This is a genomic window from Tepidimonas aquatica, assembly GCF_007556585.1.
Classification (GTDB): Bacteria; Pseudomonadota; Gammaproteobacteria; order Burkholderiales; family Burkholderiaceae_C; genus Tepidimonas; species Tepidimonas aquatica.
Window position 1 is genome coordinate 10,988 of record NZ_VJNA01000016.1, and the last position, 18,724, is coordinate 29,711.

25 protein-coding genes, 1 tRNA gene and 1 pseudogene are annotated in these 18,724 nt (G+C 65.5%); 7 read left to right on the forward strand and 20 right to left on the reverse strand.

Translation table 11 applies throughout. The features are described from left to right. Positions 1–21: 21 nt before the first annotated feature. Positions 22–1,920 carry a diguanylate cyclase gene (locus tag Taqua_RS07375; RefSeq protein ID WP_144326088.1) on the forward strand — a complete coding sequence of 633 codons (1,899 nt, stop codon included), beginning with the start codon at positions 22–24 and terminating at the stop codon, positions 1,918–1,920. On the opposite strand, the gene Taqua_RS07380 is transcribed toward Taqua_RS07375, so the two are convergent. After that, positions 1,911–2,843 (reverse strand): LysR family transcriptional regulator, encoded by a 933-nt coding sequence (locus tag Taqua_RS07380; RefSeq protein ID WP_144326089.1) that lies wholly within the window; start codon positions 2,841–2,843, stop codon positions 1,911–1,913. The two genes, Taqua_RS07375 and Taqua_RS07380, sit on opposite strands and share 10 nt — an antisense overlap. 84 nt (positions 2,844–2,927) lie before the next feature. Here Taqua_RS07380 and Taqua_RS07385 point away from each other — a divergent pair, with 84 nt between their 5' ends. Beyond that, the gene (locus tag Taqua_RS07385) at positions 2,928–4,439 is read left to right on the forward strand and encodes a CoA-acylating methylmalonate-semialdehyde dehydrogenase (protein WP_144326090.1); all 1,512 of its coding nucleotides are present in this window, start codon (positions 2,928–2,930) and stop codon (positions 4,437–4,439) included. 60 nt (positions 4,440–4,499) lie between these two features. On the opposite strand, the gene Taqua_RS07390 is transcribed toward Taqua_RS07385, so the two are convergent. The 19 genes from Taqua_RS07390 to rplN form a co-directional block, all read right to left on the reverse strand. Continuing rightward, positions 4,500–4,576: transfer RNA gene (locus Taqua_RS07390), tRNA-Met, on the reverse strand. Between the two features lie 24 nt (positions 4,577–4,600). Then, a complete protein-coding gene (gene rplQ / locus Taqua_RS07395) occupies positions 4,601–5,008 on the reverse strand; it encodes a 50S ribosomal protein L17 (protein ID WP_144326091.1) in 408 nt (135 codons plus the stop codon). Positions 5,009–5,085: 77 nt separating this feature from the next. Continuing rightward, positions 5,086–6,072: a DNA-directed RNA polymerase subunit alpha gene (locus tag Taqua_RS07400; protein WP_144326092.1), complete on the reverse strand. Its 987-nt coding sequence runs from the start codon at positions 6,070–6,072 to the stop codon at positions 5,086–5,088. A gap of 110 nt (positions 6,073–6,182) precedes the next feature. Beyond that, positions 6,183–6,806: a 30S ribosomal protein S4 gene (gene rpsD / locus Taqua_RS07405; protein ID WP_144326093.1), complete on the reverse strand. Its 624-nt coding sequence runs from the start codon at positions 6,804–6,806 to the stop codon at positions 6,183–6,185. Between the two features lie 196 nt (positions 6,807–7,002). After that, the gene (gene rpsK / locus Taqua_RS07410) at positions 7,003–7,407 is read right to left on the reverse strand and encodes a 30S ribosomal protein S11 (protein ID WP_132963215.1); all 405 of its coding nucleotides are present in this window, start codon (positions 7,405–7,407) and stop codon (positions 7,003–7,005) included. A gap of 18 nt (positions 7,408–7,425) precedes the next feature. Beyond that, the gene (gene rpsM, locus Taqua_RS07415) at positions 7,426–7,791 is read right to left on the reverse strand and encodes a 30S ribosomal protein S13 (protein ID WP_132963214.1); all 366 of its coding nucleotides are present in this window, start codon (positions 7,789–7,791) and stop codon (positions 7,426–7,428) included. A 17-nt stretch (positions 7,792–7,808) separates the two neighbouring features. Continuing rightward, positions 7,809–7,922, reverse strand: coding sequence for a 50S ribosomal protein L36 (gene rpmJ / locus Taqua_RS07420; RefSeq protein ID WP_132963213.1), 114 nt, complete (start codon positions 7,920–7,922; stop codon positions 7,809–7,811). A 34-nt stretch (positions 7,923–7,956) separates the two neighbouring features. Continuing rightward, on the reverse strand, positions 7,957–8,175 hold the full coding sequence (gene infA / locus Taqua_RS07425) for a translation initiation factor IF-1 (RefSeq protein WP_132963212.1): 219 nt from the start codon (positions 8,173–8,175) through the stop codon (positions 7,957–7,959). A 3-nt stretch (positions 8,176–8,178) separates the two neighbouring features. Next, a complete protein-coding gene (gene secY, locus Taqua_RS07430; RefSeq protein WP_144326094.1) occupies positions 8,179–9,495 on the reverse strand; it encodes a preprotein translocase subunit SecY in 1,317 nt (438 codons plus the stop codon). A 29-nt stretch (positions 9,496–9,524) separates the two neighbouring features. Further along, entirely contained in the window at positions 9,525–9,956 is a 432-nt protein-coding gene (gene rplO / locus Taqua_RS07435) for a 50S ribosomal protein L15 (protein ID WP_132963210.1), read from the reverse strand. A gap of 16 nt (positions 9,957–9,972) precedes the next feature. Continuing rightward, positions 9,973–10,158 (reverse strand): 50S ribosomal protein L30, encoded by a 186-nt coding sequence (gene rpmD / locus Taqua_RS07440; RefSeq protein WP_132963209.1) that lies wholly within the window; start codon positions 10,156–10,158, stop codon positions 9,973–9,975. 16 nt (positions 10,159–10,174) lie between these two features. Further along, positions 10,175–10,696 carry a 30S ribosomal protein S5 gene (gene rpsE / locus Taqua_RS07445; protein ID WP_144326095.1) on the reverse strand — a complete coding sequence of 174 codons (522 nt, stop codon included), beginning with the start codon at positions 10,694–10,696 and terminating at the stop codon, positions 10,175–10,177. 17 nt (positions 10,697–10,713) lie between these two features. Then, positions 10,714–11,079: a 50S ribosomal protein L18 gene (gene rplR / locus Taqua_RS07450; RefSeq protein WP_132963207.1), complete on the reverse strand. Its 366-nt coding sequence runs from the start codon at positions 11,077–11,079 to the stop codon at positions 10,714–10,716. 11 nt (positions 11,080–11,090) lie between these two features. After that, positions 11,091–11,624: a 50S ribosomal protein L6 gene (gene rplF / locus Taqua_RS07455; protein WP_144326096.1), complete on the reverse strand. Its 534-nt coding sequence runs from the start codon at positions 11,622–11,624 to the stop codon at positions 11,091–11,093. A gap of 25 nt (positions 11,625–11,649) precedes the next feature. After that, entirely contained in the window at positions 11,650–12,045 is a 396-nt protein-coding gene (gene rpsH / locus Taqua_RS07460) for a 30S ribosomal protein S8 (RefSeq protein ID WP_132963205.1), read from the reverse strand. 20 nt (positions 12,046–12,065) lie between these two features. Then, positions 12,066–12,371, reverse strand: coding sequence for a 30S ribosomal protein S14 (gene rpsN, locus Taqua_RS07465; protein WP_132963204.1), 306 nt, complete (start codon positions 12,369–12,371; stop codon positions 12,066–12,068). An 8-nt stretch (positions 12,372–12,379) separates the two neighbouring features. Then, a complete protein-coding gene (gene rplE / locus Taqua_RS07470; RefSeq protein WP_132963203.1) occupies positions 12,380–12,919 on the reverse strand; it encodes a 50S ribosomal protein L5 in 540 nt (179 codons plus the stop codon). A gap of 2 nt (positions 12,920–12,921) precedes the next feature. Continuing rightward, entirely contained in the window at positions 12,922–13,242 is a 321-nt protein-coding gene (rplX, locus tag Taqua_RS07475) for a 50S ribosomal protein L24 (RefSeq protein ID WP_132963202.1), read from the reverse strand. Positions 13,243–13,252: 10 nt separating this feature from the next. Beyond that, positions 13,253–13,621 (reverse strand): 50S ribosomal protein L14, encoded by a 369-nt coding sequence (gene rplN, locus Taqua_RS07480; RefSeq protein WP_043700216.1) that lies wholly within the window; start codon positions 13,619–13,621, stop codon positions 13,253–13,255. 260 nt (positions 13,622–13,881) lie between these two features. On the opposite strand from rplN, the pseudogene Taqua_RS13490 reads away from it, so the two are divergent. The 5 genes and pseudogenes from Taqua_RS13490 to Taqua_RS07510 all read left to right on the forward strand — a co-directional run. Further along, positions 13,882–14,191, forward strand: a pseudogene (locus Taqua_RS13490) (IS3 family transposase); the annotation flags it as partial. 222 nt (positions 14,192–14,413) lie between these two features. Next, positions 14,414–15,490, forward strand: coding sequence for a hydrogenase small subunit (locus tag Taqua_RS07495; RefSeq protein WP_185969582.1), 1,077 nt, complete (start codon positions 14,414–14,416; stop codon positions 15,488–15,490). Positions 15,491–15,505: 15 nt separating this feature from the next. Further along, the gene (locus Taqua_RS07500) at positions 15,506–17,302 is read left to right on the forward strand and encodes a nickel-dependent hydrogenase large subunit (RefSeq protein WP_144326097.1); all 1,797 of its coding nucleotides are present in this window, start codon (positions 15,506–15,508) and stop codon (positions 17,300–17,302) included. 78 nt (positions 17,303–17,380) lie between these two features. Beyond that, positions 17,381–18,097 (forward strand): Ni/Fe-hydrogenase, b-type cytochrome subunit, encoded by a 717-nt coding sequence (gene cybH, locus Taqua_RS07505; protein WP_144326098.1) that lies wholly within the window; start codon positions 17,381–17,383, stop codon positions 18,095–18,097. Positions 18,098–18,146: 49 nt separating this feature from the next. After that, positions 18,147–18,716, forward strand: a complete 570-nt coding sequence (locus Taqua_RS07510) for a HupE/UreJ family protein (RefSeq protein WP_144326099.1) — start codon at positions 18,147–18,149, stop codon at positions 18,714–18,716. Positions 18,717–18,724: the final 8 nt, after the last annotated feature.

An 18,724-nucleotide genomic window follows, 5' to 3' on the forward strand; every position in this document is an offset into this window, starting at 1 on the left:
GGGCGTGTACGATCATGGCCGATGGACACCGTGGCCGCATGGGCGGTTGGCTTGGCCGGCGCGAGCCGGACTTGGGTCCGCGCCCTCCTCACCGTCGGCGTGGTGGTGTGGCTCGGCCTGCCGTGGCTGGCCCAGCCCGCGCACGCCGAGGTGGCGCTGCGCACCCCGGCGGTTGACGTGGCCATGCTGCAAGGCCAGGCCCTGTGGCTGCGGCCGCTGGCGCGCACGCTGCGCGAAGACGCTGCGCCACCCCAGCCGATTGACCCGCTGCAGCGGCTGCGCGCTGACCTGCCGTGGCAGCCCGTGCGCGACCTCGAGCCGGTGTTTGGGTTCGGCTTCGACCGGCAAGCATGGTGGGTGCACGTGGCGCTGCAGCACGCTGGCCCCGCCCCGGCGGCGTTGGTGCTGGAAGCGGCCGAGCCGCTGATCGACGATATCCGCGTGTGGGTGTTCGACCGCGCCCACGGCACGCTGGTGACGCAGGCGCACCAGGGCGACCGCGTCGTCGGCGCCGTGCGGCCGCTGCAGCACCGCCACTTGGCCTTGCCGTTGACGCTGCAACCCGGCCAGCAGGTGGATGTGCTGGTGCGGGTGTTCGCGTTCGACGGCGAACACGACCCGCTGCCGCTGCGCCTATGGAGCGCGTCTGCATTTTTCAGCCACGCCCAGCTGGAAGCATGGATGTATGGCGCCTACTACGGCGCCCTGGGCGTGCTGCTGCTGTACAACCTGCTGCTGTGGGCCGGCACGCGCGAGGGCCACTTTGGCCTGTACGCGCTCTATCTCGGCAGCTTCCTGCTGTGGAACCTGACCTACCGCGGCTACGCCATGCAGTACCTGTGGCCTGACGCGGTGACGTGGAACCAAATCGCGCTGGTGGGGTTTTCCGCGCTCATCTACGCCACGATGGCGCTGTTCGCCTGGCGCTTGCTCGACCTGCCGCGGCGCACGCCGTGGCTGTACCGCCTCCAGGCCGTGCTGGCGCTGGCCGCGCTGGCGCACGCGGTGTGGATCGTGGCCGACCCGCTGGCGGCGACCTTCGCCACGCTGGATCGGGTCGGGCTGGCGATGTTTGCCGTGCTGCTGCTGGCCGCGCTGCGCGTGGCGTGGCAGGGAACCCGGGTCGCTTGGATCTACCTGGCGGCCCAGGGCTGCCTGCTGGCCGGGGCCGGGGTGTACTACGCCATCAAGCTGGAGTGGCTGGCGCCGGGACCGCTGGCGCTGCAGGCGCTCAACCTTGGCTCGGTGGGCGAGTTTTTGCTGCTGGCGCTGGCGCTGGCCTACCGCATCAACCAGCTCAAGGCGCAGCGCGACGACGCCCAAGGTCGGTTGATGGACACCTTGCAGCAGATGAACCAGCGCCTAGAGCGCGAAGTGGCGCAGCGTACCGAGCAATTGACCCAAGCCAACCAGGCGTTGGCCGAACTCGCCGCCCACGACCCGCTCACCGGCCTGTACAACCGCCACACGTTACTCGAACGCCTGACCGAGGAACTTGCGCGGGCGCGCCGACACCCTCAACCGCTGGGGTTGCTGATGCTGGACCTGGACCACTTCAAACCCCTCAACGACCGCGGCGGGCACGCTTACGGCGATCATGTGTTGCGCCAGCTCGGGGCGTTGCTGCACCCACCGCTGCTGCGCACCACCGACCGCGTGCACCGCGTCGGCGGCGAGGAATTTCTGGTGCTGGCCCCCGACACCGACCCCGACGGCCTGCAGGCGCTGGCCGAGCGAGTGCGCAGCGCCGTGCATGCCCAAGGCTGGCCGCACCCAGACGCCGCCATCGGTTGGGTCACGGTGTCGGTCGGGGCCACCCTGTCACACCCCGACGACACCCCGGAGACGATCTTCGCCCGCGCCGACCAGGCCTTGTACGAGGCCAAGCGTGGCGGACGCAACCGCGCCGCCTACGCCTGATCGGCGGCGTCGGCCAGCGCGGCACGCAGGTGCGCCACCAACGCCGCCACCGCCGCTGGCACGTGCGGCGTCCACGGCCGGATGGCCCAGATCGACGGCGCGAAGGCGTCCACCGGGCGCCACGCCGGCAGCACCTCGTGCAGCGTGCCGGCGACCAGTGCTGCACGGGCGCTGAAGTCCGGCACCAGCGCCACCCCCAGCCCGGCCAGCGCCGCGTCGCGCAGCGCTTCGCTGTTGGTGGCCGCCAGCGGCCCCTGCACCGGCACCGTGACGCGCTCGCCGCCGTGCACCGGCTCGAACGTCCACAGCGGCCGCGCCCCCGGCCGCGGGTAGTGCAGGCACGGACACTGGCTGAGCTGCGCCGGGTGTTGCAACGCGCCCTGACGCTGCACGAACGCGGGGGACGCCACCAGCACCGAGCGGGTGGCGCACAGCCGCCACGCGACGTGGGTGTCGGGCGGGGCGTGGGTGTGGCGCACCGCCAGGTCGAAGCCCTCCGCCGCCAGCGACACCAGGCGGTCGGACAAGTCGAGCTCGACGCGTACGCGCGGCTGCGCCTGCGCAAACGTCACCAGCAGCGGCACCAGCACCTGGCGCGCCAGCGCCACCGGGGCCGTCATGCGCACCAGCCCGCTGGGTTGGCCGGCCAGGTCGCGCACGCACGCCCAGCCCTGCTCGATCTCGGCGTACGCCCCAGCCACTTCGTCCACCAGACGCTGGCCAGCGTCGGTCAGGCGTACGCTGCGGGTGGTGCGGCGCACCAGGGGCACACCGGCGGCGCGCTCCAGCTCGGCGATGCGCTGGCTCACCGCCGCTTTGCTGACGCCCAAGCGACGCGCCGCCGCCGTGAAGCTGCCCTGCGTGGCCAGCACGGTAAGCCAGTGCAGATGCCCCCACCATTCGGGGTTGTGGGTCTTGGCCATGACACCATTGTTCACTAAAACGAACAATGCTTTCACGTCCGTGGGCTTGTGGCCGCGTCCCGCGCGGCCTAGACTGGCCCCACCATGACACCACCCACCATTGCCCACTGGATCGACGGCCGCCGCCATGGCGGCCTAGGCGAACGCCGCCAACCCGTCACCAACCCCGCCACCGGCGCTGTCAGTGCGCACGTGGTGTTGGCCGACCGCGCCGAGGTCGACGCCGCCGTGCAGGCCGCCGCAGCCGCTTGGCCGGCCTGGGCCGACACGCCGCCGCTGCGGCGCGCGCGTGTGCTGTTTCGCTTTTTGGAGCTGCTGCATCGCCACCACGACGAGCTGGCGCGCGCCATCACCGCCGAGCACGGCAAGGTGCTGGCCGATGCGCACGGCGAAGTGACGCGTGGCATCGAAATCGTCGAGTTCGTCTGTGGCATCCCGCAACTGCTCAAAGGCGACTACACCGAGCAGGTCTCCAGCGGCATCGACAATTGGACGCTGCGCCAGCCGCTGGGCGTCGTGGTCGGCATCACGCCGTTCAACTTTCCGGCCATGGTGCCGATGTGGATGTTTCCGCTGGCGCTGGCGTGCGGCAACACCTTCGTGCTCAAGCCCAGCCCGTTGGACCCCAGCCCACCGCTGCTGCTGGCCGAACTGCTGCGCGAGGCCGGCTTGCCCGACGGGGTGTTCAACGTCGTGCAGGGTGACCACGTCACGGTGCAGGCGCTGCTGGAGCACCCCCAGGTGGCGGCGCTGAGCTTCGTCGGCTCCACCGCGGTGGCACGGCACATCCATGCCACTGGCGCCGCGCATGGCAAGCGGGTGCAGGCGCTGGGCGGCGCCAAAAACCACATGGTGGTGATGCCCGACGCCGACCTCGACCAGGCGGTGGACGCCCTGATCGGCGCGGCGTTTGGCTCGGCGGGCGAGCGCTGCATGGCGATCTCGGTGGCCGTGTTGGTGGGCGACGTGGGCGATCGCATCGTGCCGGCGCTGGTGGAGCGCACGCGTGCGCTCAAGGTGCGCCAAGGGCTGGACCCCGAGGCCGAGATGGGTCCGATCGTCACCGCGGCGGCGCGCCAGCGCATCGCCGACCTGATCGAAGCCGGTGTGGCCGAAGGTGCGCAGCTGCTGGTCGACGGCCGCACGTTCGACGCGCGCCAGGCCGGCCCCGGCTGCGAAGCGGGTTTTTGGCTGGGTGGCACGCTGTTCGACCACGTCCAGCCGCACATGCGCATCTGGCAGGAAGAGATCTTTGGCCCGGTGCTGGCGTGCGTGCGCGTACCGACGCTGGCCGACGCTGTCGAGCTGATCCACCGCCACAGCTACGCCAACGGCGTGGCCTGCTTTACGCGCGACGGCCACACCGCGCGCGAGTTCGCCCGCCGCATCCAAGTCGGCATGGTCGGCATCAACGTGCCGATCCCGGTGCCGATGGCCTGGCACGGCTTCGGTGGCTGGAAGGCCAGCCTGTTTGGCGACCTGCACGTCTACGGCGAAGAAGGGGTGCGTTTTTACACGCGGCAAAAAAGCGTCATGCAGCGCTGGCCGCAAAGCACGCCCAAAGGGGCGTCGTTCGTGATGCCAACCGCGCACTGACGCGACCGCAGGCGGGCAAGAAAAAACCCGCTGGCTTTGTGGGCCAGCGGGTTTTGTGTTTGGTTGCGCGGGATGGATTTGAACCACCGACCTTTGGGTTATGAGCCCAACGAGCTACCAGACTGCTCCACCGCGCGTCAGAGAAAGAAATTATAGCACGATCATTCGGCTTTGTCGCTGCCCTCGGCCGCCGGGGCGGCCTCGGTCGGCTCGGGACGGTCCACCAGCTCCATGTAGGCCATCGGCGCGTTGTCGCCTACGCGAAACCCCATCTTCAGGATGCGGGTGTAGCCCCCCGGGCGGGTCTGGTAGCGCGGCCCCAGCTCGTTGAACAGCTTGACCACCGTGTCGCGGTCGCGCAAGCGGCTGAACGCCAGGCGACGGTTGGCCACCGTGGGGTTCTTGGCCAGCGTGATCAGCGGCTCGACCACGCGGCGCAGCTCCTTGGCCTTCGGCAACGTGGTCTTGATGGCCTCGTGCTTCAGCAGCGAGTTGGCCATGTTGCGCAGCATCGCCTGACGGTGGGCGCTGGTGCGGTTGAGTTTGCGCAGTCCGTGTCCGTGACGCATGGGAAGGCTCCTTTCGTTGTCGTCGCCGGCGGCCGGATCAGGTACCGCCGGGGGTCACAGGTTGAGAGAAAAATGGCTCAGTGCTTTTCCAGCCCGGCGGGGGGCCAGTTTTCCAGCTTCATGCCCAGCGTCAGCCCACGCGACGCCAGCACTTCCTTGATCTCGTTGAGCGACTTGCGTCCCAGGTTGGGGGTCTTGAGCAGCTCGTTTTCGGTGCGCTGGATCAGGTCACCGATGTAGTAGATATTTTCGGCCTTGAGGCAGTTGGCCGAGCGCACGGTAAGCTCGAGCTCATCGACCGGACGCAGCAGGATCGGGTCGAACGCCGGCGCGCCGGGTTTGGCAGGCGCAGCACTGTCAAAGGCCGTGCCGCCTTCGAGCTGCGCAAACACCGACAACTGCTCCACCAGGATCTTGGCCGCTGCGCGCACCGCCTCCTCCGGCCCGATGGTGCCATTGGTCTCGATGTCCAGCACCAGCTTGTCCAGGTCGGTGCGCTGCTCGACGCGCGCGTTTTCCACCGCGTAGCTGACGCGCTTGATCGGCGAAAACGACGCATCCAGCACGATGCGCCCGATGCTGTTGCGGTGCTCGTCCCCCTTGCGCACGTTGCCCGGCACGTAACCACGGCCTTTTTCGACCTTGATCTGCATGTCCAGCTTGGCGCCGGGCGCCAGCGTTGCGATGACGTGGTCGGGGTTGAGGATCTCGACGTCGTGCGGCGTCTGGATGTCGCTGGCGCGCACCACGCCCTCGCCTTCCTTGCGCAGGCTCAACGTCACCTCGTCACGGTTGTGCAGCTTGAACACGACCCCTTTGAGGTTGAGCAGGATGTGCACCACGTCCTCCTGCACACCGTCGATGGTCGAAAACTCGTGCAACACACCGGCGATCGTGACCTCGGTCGGCGCGTGCCCGACCATCGACGACAGCAGCACACGGCGCAGGGCATTGCCCAGCGTGTGCCCGTAGCCCCGCTCGAAGGGCTCCAGCGTCACCTCGGCGCGGTTGGCGCCGGTGCGCTCGACGTGGATGGTCTTGGGTTTGAGCAGGTTATTCAGCATTCGGACTTCCTTCCATACCCCGGCCCATGGGCCGAACGAGGCCGATGGAGCACAAAATCCCGGGCCCCGCCAGCGGCAGGACCCGGGTCATTTCAATGGCGCACGCCCGATCAACGCGAGTACAGCTCGACGATCAGCGATTCGTTGATGTCGGCACCGAACTCATCGCGGTCCGGCACCTTCTTGAACACACCTTCGAACTTGTCGGCCGCAACCTCGACCCACGCCGGGAACCCTATTTGCTTGGCCAACTCCAGCGCTTCCTTCACACGGGCTTGGTTGCGCGCCTTTTCGCGCACCGCCACCACGTCGCCCGGCTTGACCAGGTACGACGGGATGTTGACCGCCTGACCGTTGACCGCAATGGCCTTGTGCGACACCAGCTGACGCGCTTCGGCGCGCGTCGAGGCAAACCCCATGCGGTACACCACGTTGTCCAGCCGCGACTCCAAAATGGCCAGCAGGTTGGTACCCGTGTTGCCGCGGCGGCGGTCGGCTTCGGCGAAGTAACGGCGGAACTGACGCTCCAGCACGCCGTACATGCGCTTGACCTTTTGCTTTTCACGCAGCTGCCGCCCGAAGTCGGACGTGCGCGCACCCGACGTGCGCCCGTGCTGACCGGGCTTGGTGTCGAACTTGGCCTTGTCGCTGATCGAGCGGCGCGCGCTCTTCAGGAACAGGTCGGTGCCTTCACGGCGAGCGAGTTTGGCCTTGGGGCCGAGGTAACGTGCCACTGGTTATCCTTTCCTAACTGCCGCGGCCAATGCCTGCCGCGGGAGCCAGCGCCGGTGGGCTACCCCTGGGCGGGACGCCTGCGCTGGCGGTGGTCCTCAACTGCGCAGCGAGCGAAGGCATGGCTGCGCCCTCGCCCGAGCGAATCGAACCGTAAATTATAGCCCGAAAACGTGCTTGGTGGAGCCCGCAGCGGCCTCAGATACGGCGACGCTTCGGCGGGCGGCAACCGTTGTGCGGGATCGGCGTCACGTCGGAAATCGACGTGATGCGGATGCCCAGCGCACCCAGCGCGCGCACCGACGACTCACGCCCCGGGCCGGGGCCCTTGATTTCGACGTCCAGGTTCTTGATGCCCTGCTCCATCGCCGCGCGGCCGGCGGCTTCGGCAGCCACCTGGGCGGCAAACGGCGTGGACTTGCGCGAGCCCTTGAAACCCTGGCCACCGGCCGACGACCATGCGATCGCGTTGCCCTGGCGGTCGGTGATGGTGATGATGGTGTTGTTGAACGAGGCGTGCACGTGCGCGACACCGTCCGCGATGTTCTTGCGAACTTTTTTGCGCACGCGCGCCGCGGCGTTGGCGGTAGGAGCTTTGGCCATGACTGTCCTTGAATGGGATTACTTCTTCAGCGGCTGGGCGGCACGGCGCGGGCCCTTGCGCGTGCGCGCGTTGGTCTTGGTGCGCTGGCCGCGCACCGGCAGACCACGGCGGTGACGGAAGCCGCGGTAGCAGCCGATGTCCATCAAACGCTTGATGTTCATCGTCACCTCGCGGCGCAGGTCACCCTCGATGGTGAACTGGCCGACCTGTTCGCGGATTTTTTCCAGCTCGGCGTCGGTGAGGTCCTTGACCTTCTTGGAGTACGGAATGCCACAGGCGTCGCAAATCTGACGCGCGCGGGTGCGCCCGATGCCGTAGATGGCGGTCAGGCCGATCTCGGTGTGCTTGTGTGGCGGAATGTTGATACCGGCGATACGTGCCATGATGGTCCTCGCAAAACTCAGCCTTGACGCTGCTTGTGACGCGGGTCGCTGCAGATCACGCGCACCACGCCGTGGCGGCGGATGATCTTGCAGTTGCGGCACATTTTCTTGACGGAAGCCGAAACGCGCATGGTGGTTTCTCCTTGTAACGGGGTGGGCGCCGCCTTACTTGGCGCGGAAGACGATGCGGGCGCGCGACAGGTCGTACGGGGTCAGCTCCACCTTGACCTTGTCGCCCGGCAGGATGCGGATGTAGTGCATACGCATCTTGCCCGAGATGTGGCCGAGCACGACGTGACCGTTTTCCAGCCGCACGCGAAACGTCGCGTTGGGCAGGTTCTCGATCACCTCGCCCTGCATTTCGATGACATCGTCCTTCGCCATGTCTTATGCACCCGTGGCCTTGAACGAGGCCTTCTTCAACAACGATTCGTACTGCTGCGACATCATGTAGTTTTGCACCTGGGCCATGAAGTCCATGGTGACCACCACGATGATCAACAGCGACGTGCCGCCGAAGTAAAACGGCACGTTGTACTTGAGGATCAGAAACTCCGGCAACAGGCACACCAACGTGATGTAGATCGCACCGACGAAGGTCAGCCGCAGCAGGATGCGGTCGATGTAGCGTGCCGTCTGTTCGCCCGGACGAATGCCCGGCACGAACGCGCCGCTCTTTTTCAGGTTGTCGGCCGTCTCGCGGCTGTTGAACACCAGCGCCGTGTAAAAGAAGCAGAAGAACACGATCGCGGCGGCGTACAACGCTACGTAGATCGGCTGCCCCGGCGACAGCGCGGCGGCGATGTCGCGCAGCCAACGCATGCTGTCACCGGTGGACACCCAGCTCACCAGCGTGGAGGGCAACAGGATGATCGACGACGCAAAGATCGGCGGAATCACCCCAGCCATGTTGAGCTTGAGCGGCAGGTGCGAGGACTGGCCCCCGTAGACGCGGTTGCCGACTTGGCGGCGCGCGTAGTTGACCAGAATCTTGCGCTGCCCGCGCTCGACGAACACCACACCGTAGGTCACCAGCACCACCAGCGCGACGATGAAGATGGCCACCAGGATGCTCATGGCGCCGGTGCGCACCAGCTCCAGTAAACCGCCGATGGCGCTGGGCAACCCCGCCGCGATACCGGCGAAGATCAGGATCGAAATCCCGTTGCCCAGACCGCGCTCGGTGATCTGCTCGCCCAGCCACATCAGGAACATCGTCCCCGCCACCAGGCTGACCACCGCCGTGAAGCGGAAACCGAAACCCGGGTTGATCACCAGACCGGGCGAGCCCTCCAGCGCCAGCGCGATGCCCAGCGCCTGAAACAGCGCCAGCGCCACGGTGCCGTAGCGCGTGTACTGGGTGATCTTGCGCCGCCCGGCCTCGCCTTCCTTCTTGAGCTGCTCGAACGCCGGCACGACGTAGGTCATCAACTGCATGATGATCGACGCCGAGATGTACGGCATGATCCCGAGCGCGAACACCGTGAAGCGCGACAGCGCCCCGCCCGAGAACATATTGAACAGGCTCAGGATGCCGCCCTGCTGCCCTTTGAAGAGCTGCTCGAGCTGCACCGGGTCGATGCCCGGCACCGGAATGTGGGCCCCGATACGGTAGACCACCAAGGCCCCGATCAGGAACCACACCCGGCGCGCCAGGTCACCGTACTTGCCGGTCTTGGCCAGAGTGGTTGCGTTGGTCGCCACGCGCGTCCCCGCTTACCGTGTGTCGTGGCTCAGGCCACGCTGCCGCCGGCGGCTTCGATGGCCGCCTTGGCGCCGGCGGTGGCCGCCACACCGTTCAACTTGACCGCGATGCTGAGCTCGCCGGTCTTGATGACCTTGACCTTGCGCGCCAACAGCGGCACCAGCCCCGCTTGCTTGAGCGTGAGCATGTCCACTTCGGACTTGCCCAGCGCCTGCAAGTCGGCCAGCGTGACCTCGGCGTTGAACTTCAGCGTCGGCGACTTGAAGCCGCGCTTGGGCAGCCGGCGCTGCAGCGGCATTTGGCCGCCTTCGAAGCCGACCTTGTGGTAGCCGCCCGAACGCGACTTTTGGCCTTTGTGACCGCGCCCGGCGGTCTTGCCCAGCCCGGAGCCGATACCGCGCCCCACGCGGCGGCGCGGCTTTTTGGCACCCGCTGCGGGCTTGAGGGTGTTGAGTTCCATCACGACACTCCGGTTCTCAGAGCACCTGCACCAGGTAGCTCACCTTGTTGATCATGCCGCGCACCGCAGGGGTGTCCTGCAGTTCGCGCACGCTGCCCAGCTTGCGCAGACCCAGCCCGCGCACCGTGGCGCGGTGGCTTTCCTTGCAGCCGATGGGGCTGCGCACCAGCTTGACCTTGACGGTGTTGGTGGTCGTCGTCATCGCATGTCCCCTGTGGTCAGGCGCCCACGAGCTCTTCGACCGTCTTGCCGCGCTTGGCAGCGACTTCGGCCGGCGTCGTGGACTTGCGCAGCGCGTCCAGCGTCGCGCGCACCAGGTTGTACGGGTTGGTCGAGCCGTGGCTCTTGGCCACGATGTCGGTGATGCCCATGGCCTCGAACACCGCACGCATCGGGCCGCCGGCGATGATGCCGGTCCCCTTGGGCGCCGGCATCATGATCACGCGCGACGCGCCGTGCTCGCCGACCACCTCGTGGTGCAGGGTGCCGTTTTTGAGCGACACCTTGAACATCGAGCGGCGGGCTTCGTCCATCGCCTTTTGCACCGCCGAGGGCACTTCACGCGCCTTGCCCTTGCCCATGCCGATGCGGCCATCGCCGTCGCCCACCACGGTGAGCGCCGCAAAGGCCATGATGCGGCCGCCCTTGACCACCTTGGTCACGCGGTTGACCGCGATCATCTTTTCCCGCAGGCCGTCGTCGTTGCCTTCGGTTTTGACGTTTGCTTGCATTTTTGCCATTTGCGTCACCCGATCCGTCAGAACTGCAGGCCGCCTTCACGCGCCGCTTCGGCCAAGGCCTTGACGCGACCGTGGTACTTGAAGCCCGAGCGGTCGAACGCGACCTTTTCGATGCCGGCCGCACGCGCCTTTTCGGCGATGCGCTTGCCGATGATGGCCGCCGCCGCCACATTGCCACCCTTGCCGTGGCCACCCAGCTGGGCACGCACTTCGGGCTCCAGCGTCGAGGCCGACGCCAGCACACGGCTGCCGTCCGGCGAAATGATGTTGGCGTAGATGTGCAGGTTGGTGCGGTGCACCTGCAGGCGCACGGCGCCCTGCAGCGCGATGCGCACGCGGGTTTGGCGGGCGCGACGCAGACGCTGTTCCTTCTTGTTCAACATGTGCGCGCTCCTTATTTCTTCTTGGTCTCTTTGATGACGACCGTTTCATCCGCATAGCGGATCCCCTTGCCCTTGTAGGGCTCGGGCGGACGCACCGCACGGACCTCGGCGGCCACCTGACCGACACGCTGGCGGTCGGCGCCCTTGATGAGGATTTCGGTCGGCGTCGGCGTCTCGACCTTGATGCCGTCGGGCATCACCATCTCGACCGGGTGGGAATACCCGACGCTGATGTTGAGCTTGTTGCCCTGGGCCGCGGCCTTGTAGCCCACGCCCACCAGCGTCAGCTTGCGCTCGAAGCCCTTGCTGACGCCGACGACCATGTTGTTGACCAGCTGGCGCACCGTGCCGCTGAGGGCATCGGCCTCGCGCGTGGCGTCCACCGGGGCGAAGGTGAGCTTGCCGCCGTCTTGCGCCACCTTGACGCGCGGGTTCAACGGCAGGCTCAGCGCGCCCAGCGCGCCCTTGACCTGGATGCTGTCGGCACCGATGGCCACCTCGACCCCTTGGGGGATGGTGACGGCGGCTTTTGCTACACGAGACATCTGTCTTGCTCCTTCCTGCCGCGCATCAGGCCACGTAGCACAGCACTTCGCCGCCGACACCGGCAGCGCGCGCCTTGCGGTCGGTCATCACGCCCTTCGGGGTGGTGACGATGGCCACACCCAGGCCGTTCATGACCTGCGGGATATCCTTGGCGCCGCGGTAAACGCGCAGGCCCGGACGGCTGACGCGCTCGATGCGTTCGATGACGGGACGGCCGGCGTAGTACTTGAGCGCGATTTCGAGCTCTTTCTTGCCGCCTTGCTCCTTGATCTGGAAGCCGTCGATGTAACCCTCGTCCTTCAGCACCTGCGCAATGGCGGTCTTCAGCTTGGACGCCGGCATCGTCACCGAGGCCTTTTCGACCATCTGGGCGTTGCGGATGCGGGTCAGCATGTCGGCGATCGGATCACTCATGCTCATTTGGGGTTCTCCTTCGCGCCTTACCAGCTGGCCTTGATCACGCCGGGGATCTCGCCGGCAAAGGCCAGTTCGCGAATCTTGGTACGGGCCAGACCGAACTGGCGGAACGTGCCGCGCGGACGGCCGGTGATGCCGCAACGGTTGCGCTGACGCGTCGGGTTGGCGTTGCGCGGCAGCTTTTGCAGCGCCGCGCGGGCCGCGTCACGCTCCTCGGGGGTGCGCTTGGCGTCCTTGGCGATGGCTTTCAACTCGTTGTACTTGTTGGCGAACTTGGCAACCAGGCGGTCGCGCTTGAGTTCACGCTGAAGCAAAGCTTGCTTGGCCACGGCACACCTCAGTTCTTGAACGGGAAACGGAACCCCGCGAGCAGCGCCTTGCACTCCTCGTCGGTCTTGGCCGTGGTGGTGATGCTGATGTTCAGACCACGCACCGCATCGACCTTGTCGTATTCGATTTCGGGGAAGATGATTTGCTCTTTGACCCCGATGTTGTAGTTGCCGCGGCCGTCGAAGGCACGCGCCGACACGCCACGGAAGTCGCGCACACGCGGCAGCGCGATCGTCACTAGGCGGTCCAGGAATTCGTACATGCGCGCGCCGCGCAGCGTGACCATGCAGCCAATCGGCTGCCCTTCGCGGATCTTGAACCCGGCGATGGCCTTGCGGGCACGGGTTACGACGGGCTTTTGACCGGCGATCTTGGTCAGGTCGGCCACGGCGTTTTCGAGCACCTTTTTGTCGGCCACCGCCTCACCCACGCCCATGTTGAGCGTGATCTTGGTGATGCGCGGCACCTCCATGACGGACTTGTAGCCGAACTGCTTTTGCAGCGCCGGCGCGATCTTTTCGCGGTAGAGCTGTTGGAAACGTGCCATGGTCAAGCCACCTTGATTTCTTCGCCGCTGGACTTGTAGACGCGCACTTTCTTGCCGTCGGCCAGCACCTTGATGCCCACCCGGTCGGCCTTGCCGGTGGCCGGGTTGTAGATGGCCACGTTGGACTGGTGGATCGGCATGGTTTTTTCGACGATGCCACCGGCCACGCCTTTGAGCGGGTTGGGGCGCACGTGCTTTTTGACCACGTTGACGCCTTCGACGACGACGCGCTGCTCGTCGGCGCGACGCAGCACGCGGCCGCGCTTGCCCTTGTCGCGGCCGGCGATGACGATGACCTCGTCGCCCTTGCGAATCTTGTTCATGACGACTCCTTTACAGGACTTCGGGCGCCAGGGACACGATCTTCATGAAGCGCTCGGTACGCAGCTCACGCGTCACCGGGCCGAAGATGCGGGTGCCGATCGGCTCCAGCTTGTTGTTGAGCAGCACGGCGGCGTTGCCATCGAACTTGATGAGCGCGCCGTCGGGACGGCGGATCCCCTTGGCAGTGCGCACCACCACGGCGTTGTAGACCTCGCCTTTTTTGACGCGGCCACGCGGCGCGGCTTCCTTGATGCTGACCTTGATGATGTCGCCCACGCTGGCGTAGCGGCGCTTGGAGCCGCCCAGCACCTTGATGCACATCACGGACTTGGCGCCCGTGTTGTCCGCAACATCGAGTCGAGTTTGCGTTTGGATCATGATTGTGTCGTCCCAACTTGAATCCCTGTGCCACCGCGGCGCAGGCGATCAGTCTTGGGCCCGTCGCGGCAGGTTGCCCCGCCTGGTTGGGCAGAAAAAGAATACCTCACCCCATCCGGGGCGAAGCTCTGCATTATGGCACGCCGGGCAGGGCGTGTCAACACGTTGTATGCGTCCAGTACCTTTGGCACTCGGGGTGGTGTTGGAGGAGGGGTGTTTGGGGTGGTTGCTGGCCGAGTCGATGGTGTGGGCGGTTCACCAGGCTGAAAAAGCTGCTGGCTGAGGCGGCCCTGGACAACGAAGCGCTGAAGGTGGCCTTCGGGGTAAGGCGCTGAGCCCACCGGCCAAGGGACAAGCGGTGGGCAAGATGCTGCAAGAGACCTCGATCAGCGAACGACGGGCGTGCACCTTGGTGGGCCTGTCGCGTGACAGCTGGCGCACGAGCGCAGGCGCTTCGGCTACCGGCGCATCGGCGACCTGCTGCGAGCCGGCGGTACGGCGATCAACGACAAGCGCGTGTACCGGCTGTATCGGTTGGCTGACCTGGCGGTGCGCAAACGCCGGGGCAGGTCAGTTGCTCAGCCAAGCGGATTTTGATTACCGCGTAACCATTTTTGTTTTTTAATTTTATATTTTGTCCCTTGCCCCAAGCTCACTACAACTCAACCTATTGATTATTAAGGGGTCCGCAAGAAAAACATACTGGCACGGTTCTTGATACTGTCCCGTCTGACCTGGCAAGACAGCAGGTCCGACTTGACACCCATCTGATCCCAAGAGGAGACCGTTCCCATGGTGGAAACCTTTTACGAGGTGATGCGGAGGCAGGGCATCACTCGCCGCAGCTTCCTCAAATTCTGCAACCTCACCGCCGCCTCCCTAGGGCTTGGGCCCAGCTTCGTGCCCCGCATCGCCCACGCCATGGAGACGAAGCCACGCACACCGGTGCTCTGGCTTCACGGCCTAGAGTGCACCTGCTGCTCAGAGTCCTTTATCCGTTCCGGCCACCCGCTGGCCAAGGACGTGGTGCTGTCCATGATCTCCCTGGACTACGACGACACCCTCATGACCGCCGCCGGCCACGATGCCGAGGCCATCCTCGAGGAGGTTATGACCAAGTACAAAGGCAACTACATCCTGGCGGTGGAAGGCAACCCGCCCCTGAACCAGGAAGGTATGAGTTGCATCATCGGCGGCCGACCCTTCGTGGAGCAGCTGAAGCACGTAGCCCGCGACTGCAAGGCCATCATCTCCTGGGGCTCCTGCGCTTCCTGGGGCTGCGTCCAAGCCGCCAAGCCCAACCCCACCCAGGCCACGCCGGTGCACAAGGTCATCACTGACAAACCCATCATCAAGGTACCGGGCTGCCCCCCCATCGCCGAGGTGATGACCGGTGTCATCACCTACATGCTGACCTTCGACCGCATCCCCGAGTTGGACCGCCAGGGCCGACCCAAGATGTTCTACGGCCAGCGCATCCACGACAAATGTTATCGCCGCCCCCACTTCGACGCCGGCCAGTTCGCCGAGGCCTGGGACGACGAGGGTTCCCGCAAGGGCTACTGCCTCTACAAGATGGGCTGCAAGGGGCCCACCACCTACAACGCCTGCTCCACCATCCGCTGGAACGGCGGTGTGTCTTTCCCCATCCAGTCGGGCCACGGCTGCATCGGCTGTTCCGAGGACGGATTCTGGGACAAGGGCTCCTTCTACGACCGGGTTACGGACATCAAGCAGTTCGGGGTGGAATCCAACGCCGACAAGGTGGGTATCACGGCGGTGGGCGTGGTGGGTGCCGCAGTGGCGGCTCACGCGGCGGTGAGCGCCATCAAGCAAAGCCGGGCCAAGCAGTCCCACGGCAACATGTAACTGAGGACGACGAACATGGGCGTTTACGAAACCCAAGGATTCAAGCTAGACAACACCGGCAAGCGCGTGGTGGTGGATCCGGTGACTCGCATCGAGGGCCACATGCGCGTGGAGGTGAACCTAGACTCCAACAACGTGATTCGCAACGCGGTCTCCACCGGCACCATGTGGCGCGGCCTGGAGGTCATTCTCAAGGGCCGCGACCCCCGGGATGCGTGGGCCTTTACCGAACGCATCTGCGGCGTGTGCACCGGCACCCATGCCCTCACCAGCGTGCGGGCCGTGGAGGATGCCCTGGACATCAAGATCCCAGAAAACGCTAACAGCATCCGCAACATCATGCAGTTGGCGCTGCAGGTGCATGACCACGTAGTGCACTTCTATCATCTCCACGCCCTGGACTGGGTGGATGTGGTTTCCGCCTTGAATGCCGACCCCAAGAAAACCTCGGAACTGGCCCAGAGCATCTCCCCCTGGCCACTTTCATCCCCCGGTTACTTCAGAGACGTGCAAAACCGGCTGAAGAAATTCGTGGAATCCGGCCAGCTGGGTCCCTTCATGAACGGCTACTGGGGCAACCCGGCTTACAAGCTGCCCCCCGAGGCCAACCTCATGGCGGTGACCCACTACCTGGAGGCCCTGGATTTCCAAAAGGAGGTCGTTAAGGTCCACACCATCTACGGCGGCAAGAACCCCCACCCCAACTGGCTGGTGGGGGGGGTGCCTTGCGCCATCAATGTCCACGACACGGGTGCGGTCGGTGCCATCAACATGGAGCGCCTGAACCTCGTCTCCTACATCATCGACCGTACCATCGAGTTCATCGACCAAGTCTACGTTCCAGACCTACTGGCCATCGGCTCTTTCTACAAGGACTGGACCTACGGCGGCGGTCTCTCTTCCCGCTCGGTTCTGGCCTACGGCGACATCCCGGACAAGGCCAACGACTATACAGCCTCCAACCTGATGATGCCCCGAGGCGCCATCATCAACGGCGACCTGTCCAAGGTGCACGAGGTGGATCTGCGGGACCCCGACCAGATCCAGGAGTTCGTGGACCATTCTTGGTTCGAGTACCACGGAGGCACCCCAGGCAAGGGCCTACACCCCTGGGACGGCGAGACCATACCTCATTACGAGCTGGGCAAGAACACCAAGGGGACTTCCACCAACATCGAGCAGATCGACGAGGGTGGCAAGTACTCCTGGATCAAGGCCCCCCGCTGGCGCGGCCATGCCATGGAAGTGGGCCCTCTGGCCCGCTACATCATCGGCTACGTGCAGAAGAAGCCCGAGTTCAAGGAGCCGGTGGACATGGTTCTGAAGAAGCTGGACCTGCCGCTCACCGCCCTGTTCTCCACCTTGGGCCGCACCGTCGCCCGGGGCCTGGAGGCATCCTGGGCCGCCCACAAGATGCGCTATTTCCAGGACAAGCTCGTGGCCAATCTGAAAGCCGGCGACCAAGCCACGGCCAACATCGACAAGTGGGAGCCCTCCACTTGGCCCAAGGAAGCCAAGGGCGTGGGCTTCAGCGAGGCCCCCCGGGGCGCCCTGGGCCACTGGATTCGCATCAAGGACACCAAAATCGACAACTACCAGTGCGTGGTGCCCACCACCTGGAACGGCAGCCCCCGGGATGCCAAGGGTCAGATCGGAGCCTTCGAGGCCAGCCTCTTGAACACCCCAGTAGCCAAGGCAGACCAGCCCGTGGAGATCCTGCGCACCATCCACAGCTTTGACCCCTGTCTGGCCTGCTCCACCCACGTGATGTCGCCGAACGGACAGGAAATAAGCAGCGTGAAGGTCAGGTAAACCCGGCAGTGGGGAATGGGAGTGTGGAGTTGGCTCCACCCTCCCAACCACCCACTACCCACCCCCTAGGAGAAAGACATGCTCTCAGCACAAGACATGCGGGAAGCGGTGGACCACGGCCGTAACGTCCGCGCGGTATACGTCTACGAAGCCCCTGTGCGCCTCTGGCATTGGGTCAACGCCTTGGCCATCACGGTGCTGGCCGTCAGCGGCTGGTTCATCGCCAGCCCTCTGCCCAGTCTGCCGGGCGAGGCCAGCGCCCATTTCCTCATGGGCTACATCCGTTTCATCCATTTCGTCGCCGGCTACGTGCTGCTGGCCGGATTCCTTGGCCGGATCTACTGGGCCTTCGTGGGCAACGCCCATGCCCGGCAGCTGTTCGTGTTGCCCATCTTCAATGCCAACTGGTGGAAGGAGGTGCTGTTCGAACTGCGCTGGTACCTGTTCCTGGAGCGGGCCCCGAAGAAGTACGTGGGCCACAACCCCCTGGCTCAACTGGCCATGTTCGGCCTGTTCCTCACCACGGTGGTGTTCATGATCGTTACCGGCTTCGCCCTCTACGGCGAAGGGGCCCAGGAAGGCAGCTGGTCTCACACCCTGTTCACCTCTTGGGTTATCCCCCTGTTCGGCCAGAGCCAGGACGTGCACACTTGGCACCATGCGGGCATGTGGGTGATGGTCTTGTTCGTGATGGTCCATGTCTACGCGGCCATCCGGGAAGACATCATGTCCCGCCAGAGCTTGGTCTCCACCATGCTGTCCGGTTGGCGCATGTTCAAGGATGACAAGCCGTGACCCTGAGCCAAGCCCTGCCTTCGACTTCCAAAACATCCAAGGAGACCTTATGAAACGCTTTACCCTCCCCACTGCCCTGTTCCTGTTGCTGGCCTCCGGCACGGCTTTGGCCCATCCCGGCCACGACGGGGGCCTGGTAGCAGGCCTGACCCACCCTTACACCGGCCTGGACCACCTGCTGGCCATGGTGGCCGTGGGCCTATGGTCCGCCCAGCAGCCGGCGAAGGACGCCCTGTGGAAGATCCCCCTCGCCTTCGTCTCCGTCATGGCGGTGGGTGCATTCATGGGCATGACTGGCCTGCCCCTGCCTCAGGTGGAAAACGGCATCGTTGCCTCGGTGGTGTTCCTAGGCCTGCTGGTAGCTTTCTCCCTGCGCCTGCACACTGGTGTAGGCATGGCACTGGTTGCGGCCTTTGCCCTGTTCCACGGCTACGCCCACGGAGCCGAGGCGCCCCGGGACAGCCTGGCGGCCTTCGCCACCGGTTTCGTCCTGGCCACAGCCTCCCTTCATGGCTTGGGCGTGGCCCTAGGCTGGTACACCCACCGCCGGGCGGAGGTCATCCTGCGGGTGGGTGGCGCAGGCGTAGCCCTCGCCGGTGCCTGGTTGGCCCTAAACTGAGGCTGCTC

What these genes read in the sequence shown, in the direction of transcription:
- Taqua_RS07380 (WP_144326089.1), bottom strand. Translation starts at nt 2,843, where the DNA reads ATGGCCAAGACCCACAACCCCGAATGGTGGGGGCATCTGCACTGGCTT.
- rpmD (WP_132963209.1), bottom strand. Translation starts at nt 10,158, where the DNA reads ATGACGACGACCACCAACACCGTCAAGGTCAAGCTGGTGCGCAGCCCC.
- Taqua_RS07385 (WP_144326090.1), top strand. Translation starts at nt 2,928, where the DNA reads ATGACACCACCCACCATTGCCCACTGGATCGACGGCCGCCGCCATGGC.
- rplO (WP_132963210.1), bottom strand. Translation starts at nt 9,956, where the DNA reads ATGGAACTCAACACCCTCAAGCCCGCAGCGGGTGCCAAAAAGCCGCGC.
- rplX (WP_132963202.1), bottom strand. Translation starts at nt 13,242, where the DNA reads ATGAACAAGATTCGCAAGGGCGACGAGGTCATCGTCATCGCCGGCCGC.
- rplN (WP_043700216.1), bottom strand. Translation starts at nt 13,621, where the DNA reads ATGATCCAAACGCAAACTCGACTCGATGTTGCGGACAACACGGGCGCC.
- rpsM (WP_132963214.1), bottom strand. Translation starts at nt 7,791, where the DNA reads ATGGCACGTATCGCCGGTATCAACATTCCGCCACACAAGCACACCGAG.
- rplQ (WP_144326091.1), bottom strand. Translation starts at nt 5,008, where the DNA reads ATGCGTCACGGACACGGACTGCGCAAACTCAACCGCACCAGCGCCCAC.
- rpsE (WP_144326095.1), bottom strand. Translation starts at nt 10,696, where the DNA reads ATGGCAAAAATGCAAGCAAACGTCAAAACCGAAGGCAACGACGACGGC.
- Taqua_RS07500 (WP_144326097.1), top strand. Translation starts at nt 15,506, where the DNA reads ATGGGCGTTTACGAAACCCAAGGATTCAAGCTAGACAACACCGGCAAG.
- rplR (WP_132963207.1), bottom strand. Translation starts at nt 11,079, where the DNA reads ATGTTGAACAAGAAGGAACAGCGTCTGCGTCGCGCCCGCCAAACCCGC.
- rpmJ (WP_132963213.1), bottom strand. Translation starts at nt 7,922, where the DNA reads ATGCGCGTTTCGGCTTCCGTCAAGAAAATGTGCCGCAACTGCAAGATC.
- Taqua_RS07400 (WP_144326092.1), bottom strand. Translation starts at nt 6,072, where the DNA reads ATGCTGAATAACCTGCTCAAACCCAAGACCATCCACGTCGAGCGCACC.
- cybH (WP_144326098.1), top strand. Translation starts at nt 17,381, where the DNA reads ATGCTCTCAGCACAAGACATGCGGGAAGCGGTGGACCACGGCCGTAAC.
- Taqua_RS07510 (WP_144326099.1), top strand. Translation starts at nt 18,147, where the DNA reads ATGAAACGCTTTACCCTCCCCACTGCCCTGTTCCTGTTGCTGGCCTCC.
- rpsH (WP_132963205.1), bottom strand. Translation starts at nt 12,045, where the DNA reads ATGAGCATGAGTGATCCGATCGCCGACATGCTGACCCGCATCCGCAAC.
- rplE (WP_132963203.1), bottom strand. Translation starts at nt 12,919, where the DNA reads ATGGCACGTTTCCAACAGCTCTACCGCGAAAAGATCGCGCCGGCGCTG.
- rpsK (WP_132963215.1), bottom strand. Translation starts at nt 7,407, where the DNA reads ATGGCCAAAGCTCCTACCGCCAACGCCGCGGCGCGCGTGCGCAAAAAA.
- infA (WP_132963212.1), bottom strand. Translation starts at nt 8,175, where the DNA reads ATGGCGAAGGACGATGTCATCGAAATGCAGGGCGAGGTGATCGAGAAC.
- Taqua_RS07375 (WP_144326088.1), top strand. Translation starts at nt 22, where the DNA reads ATGGACACCGTGGCCGCATGGGCGGTTGGCTTGGCCGGCGCGAGCCGG.
- rplF (WP_144326096.1), bottom strand. Translation starts at nt 11,624, where the DNA reads ATGTCTCGTGTAGCAAAAGCCGCCGTCACCATCCCCCAAGGGGTCGAG.
- Taqua_RS07495 (WP_185969582.1), top strand. Translation starts at nt 14,414, where the DNA reads ATGGTGGAAACCTTTTACGAGGTGATGCGGAGGCAGGGCATCACTCGC.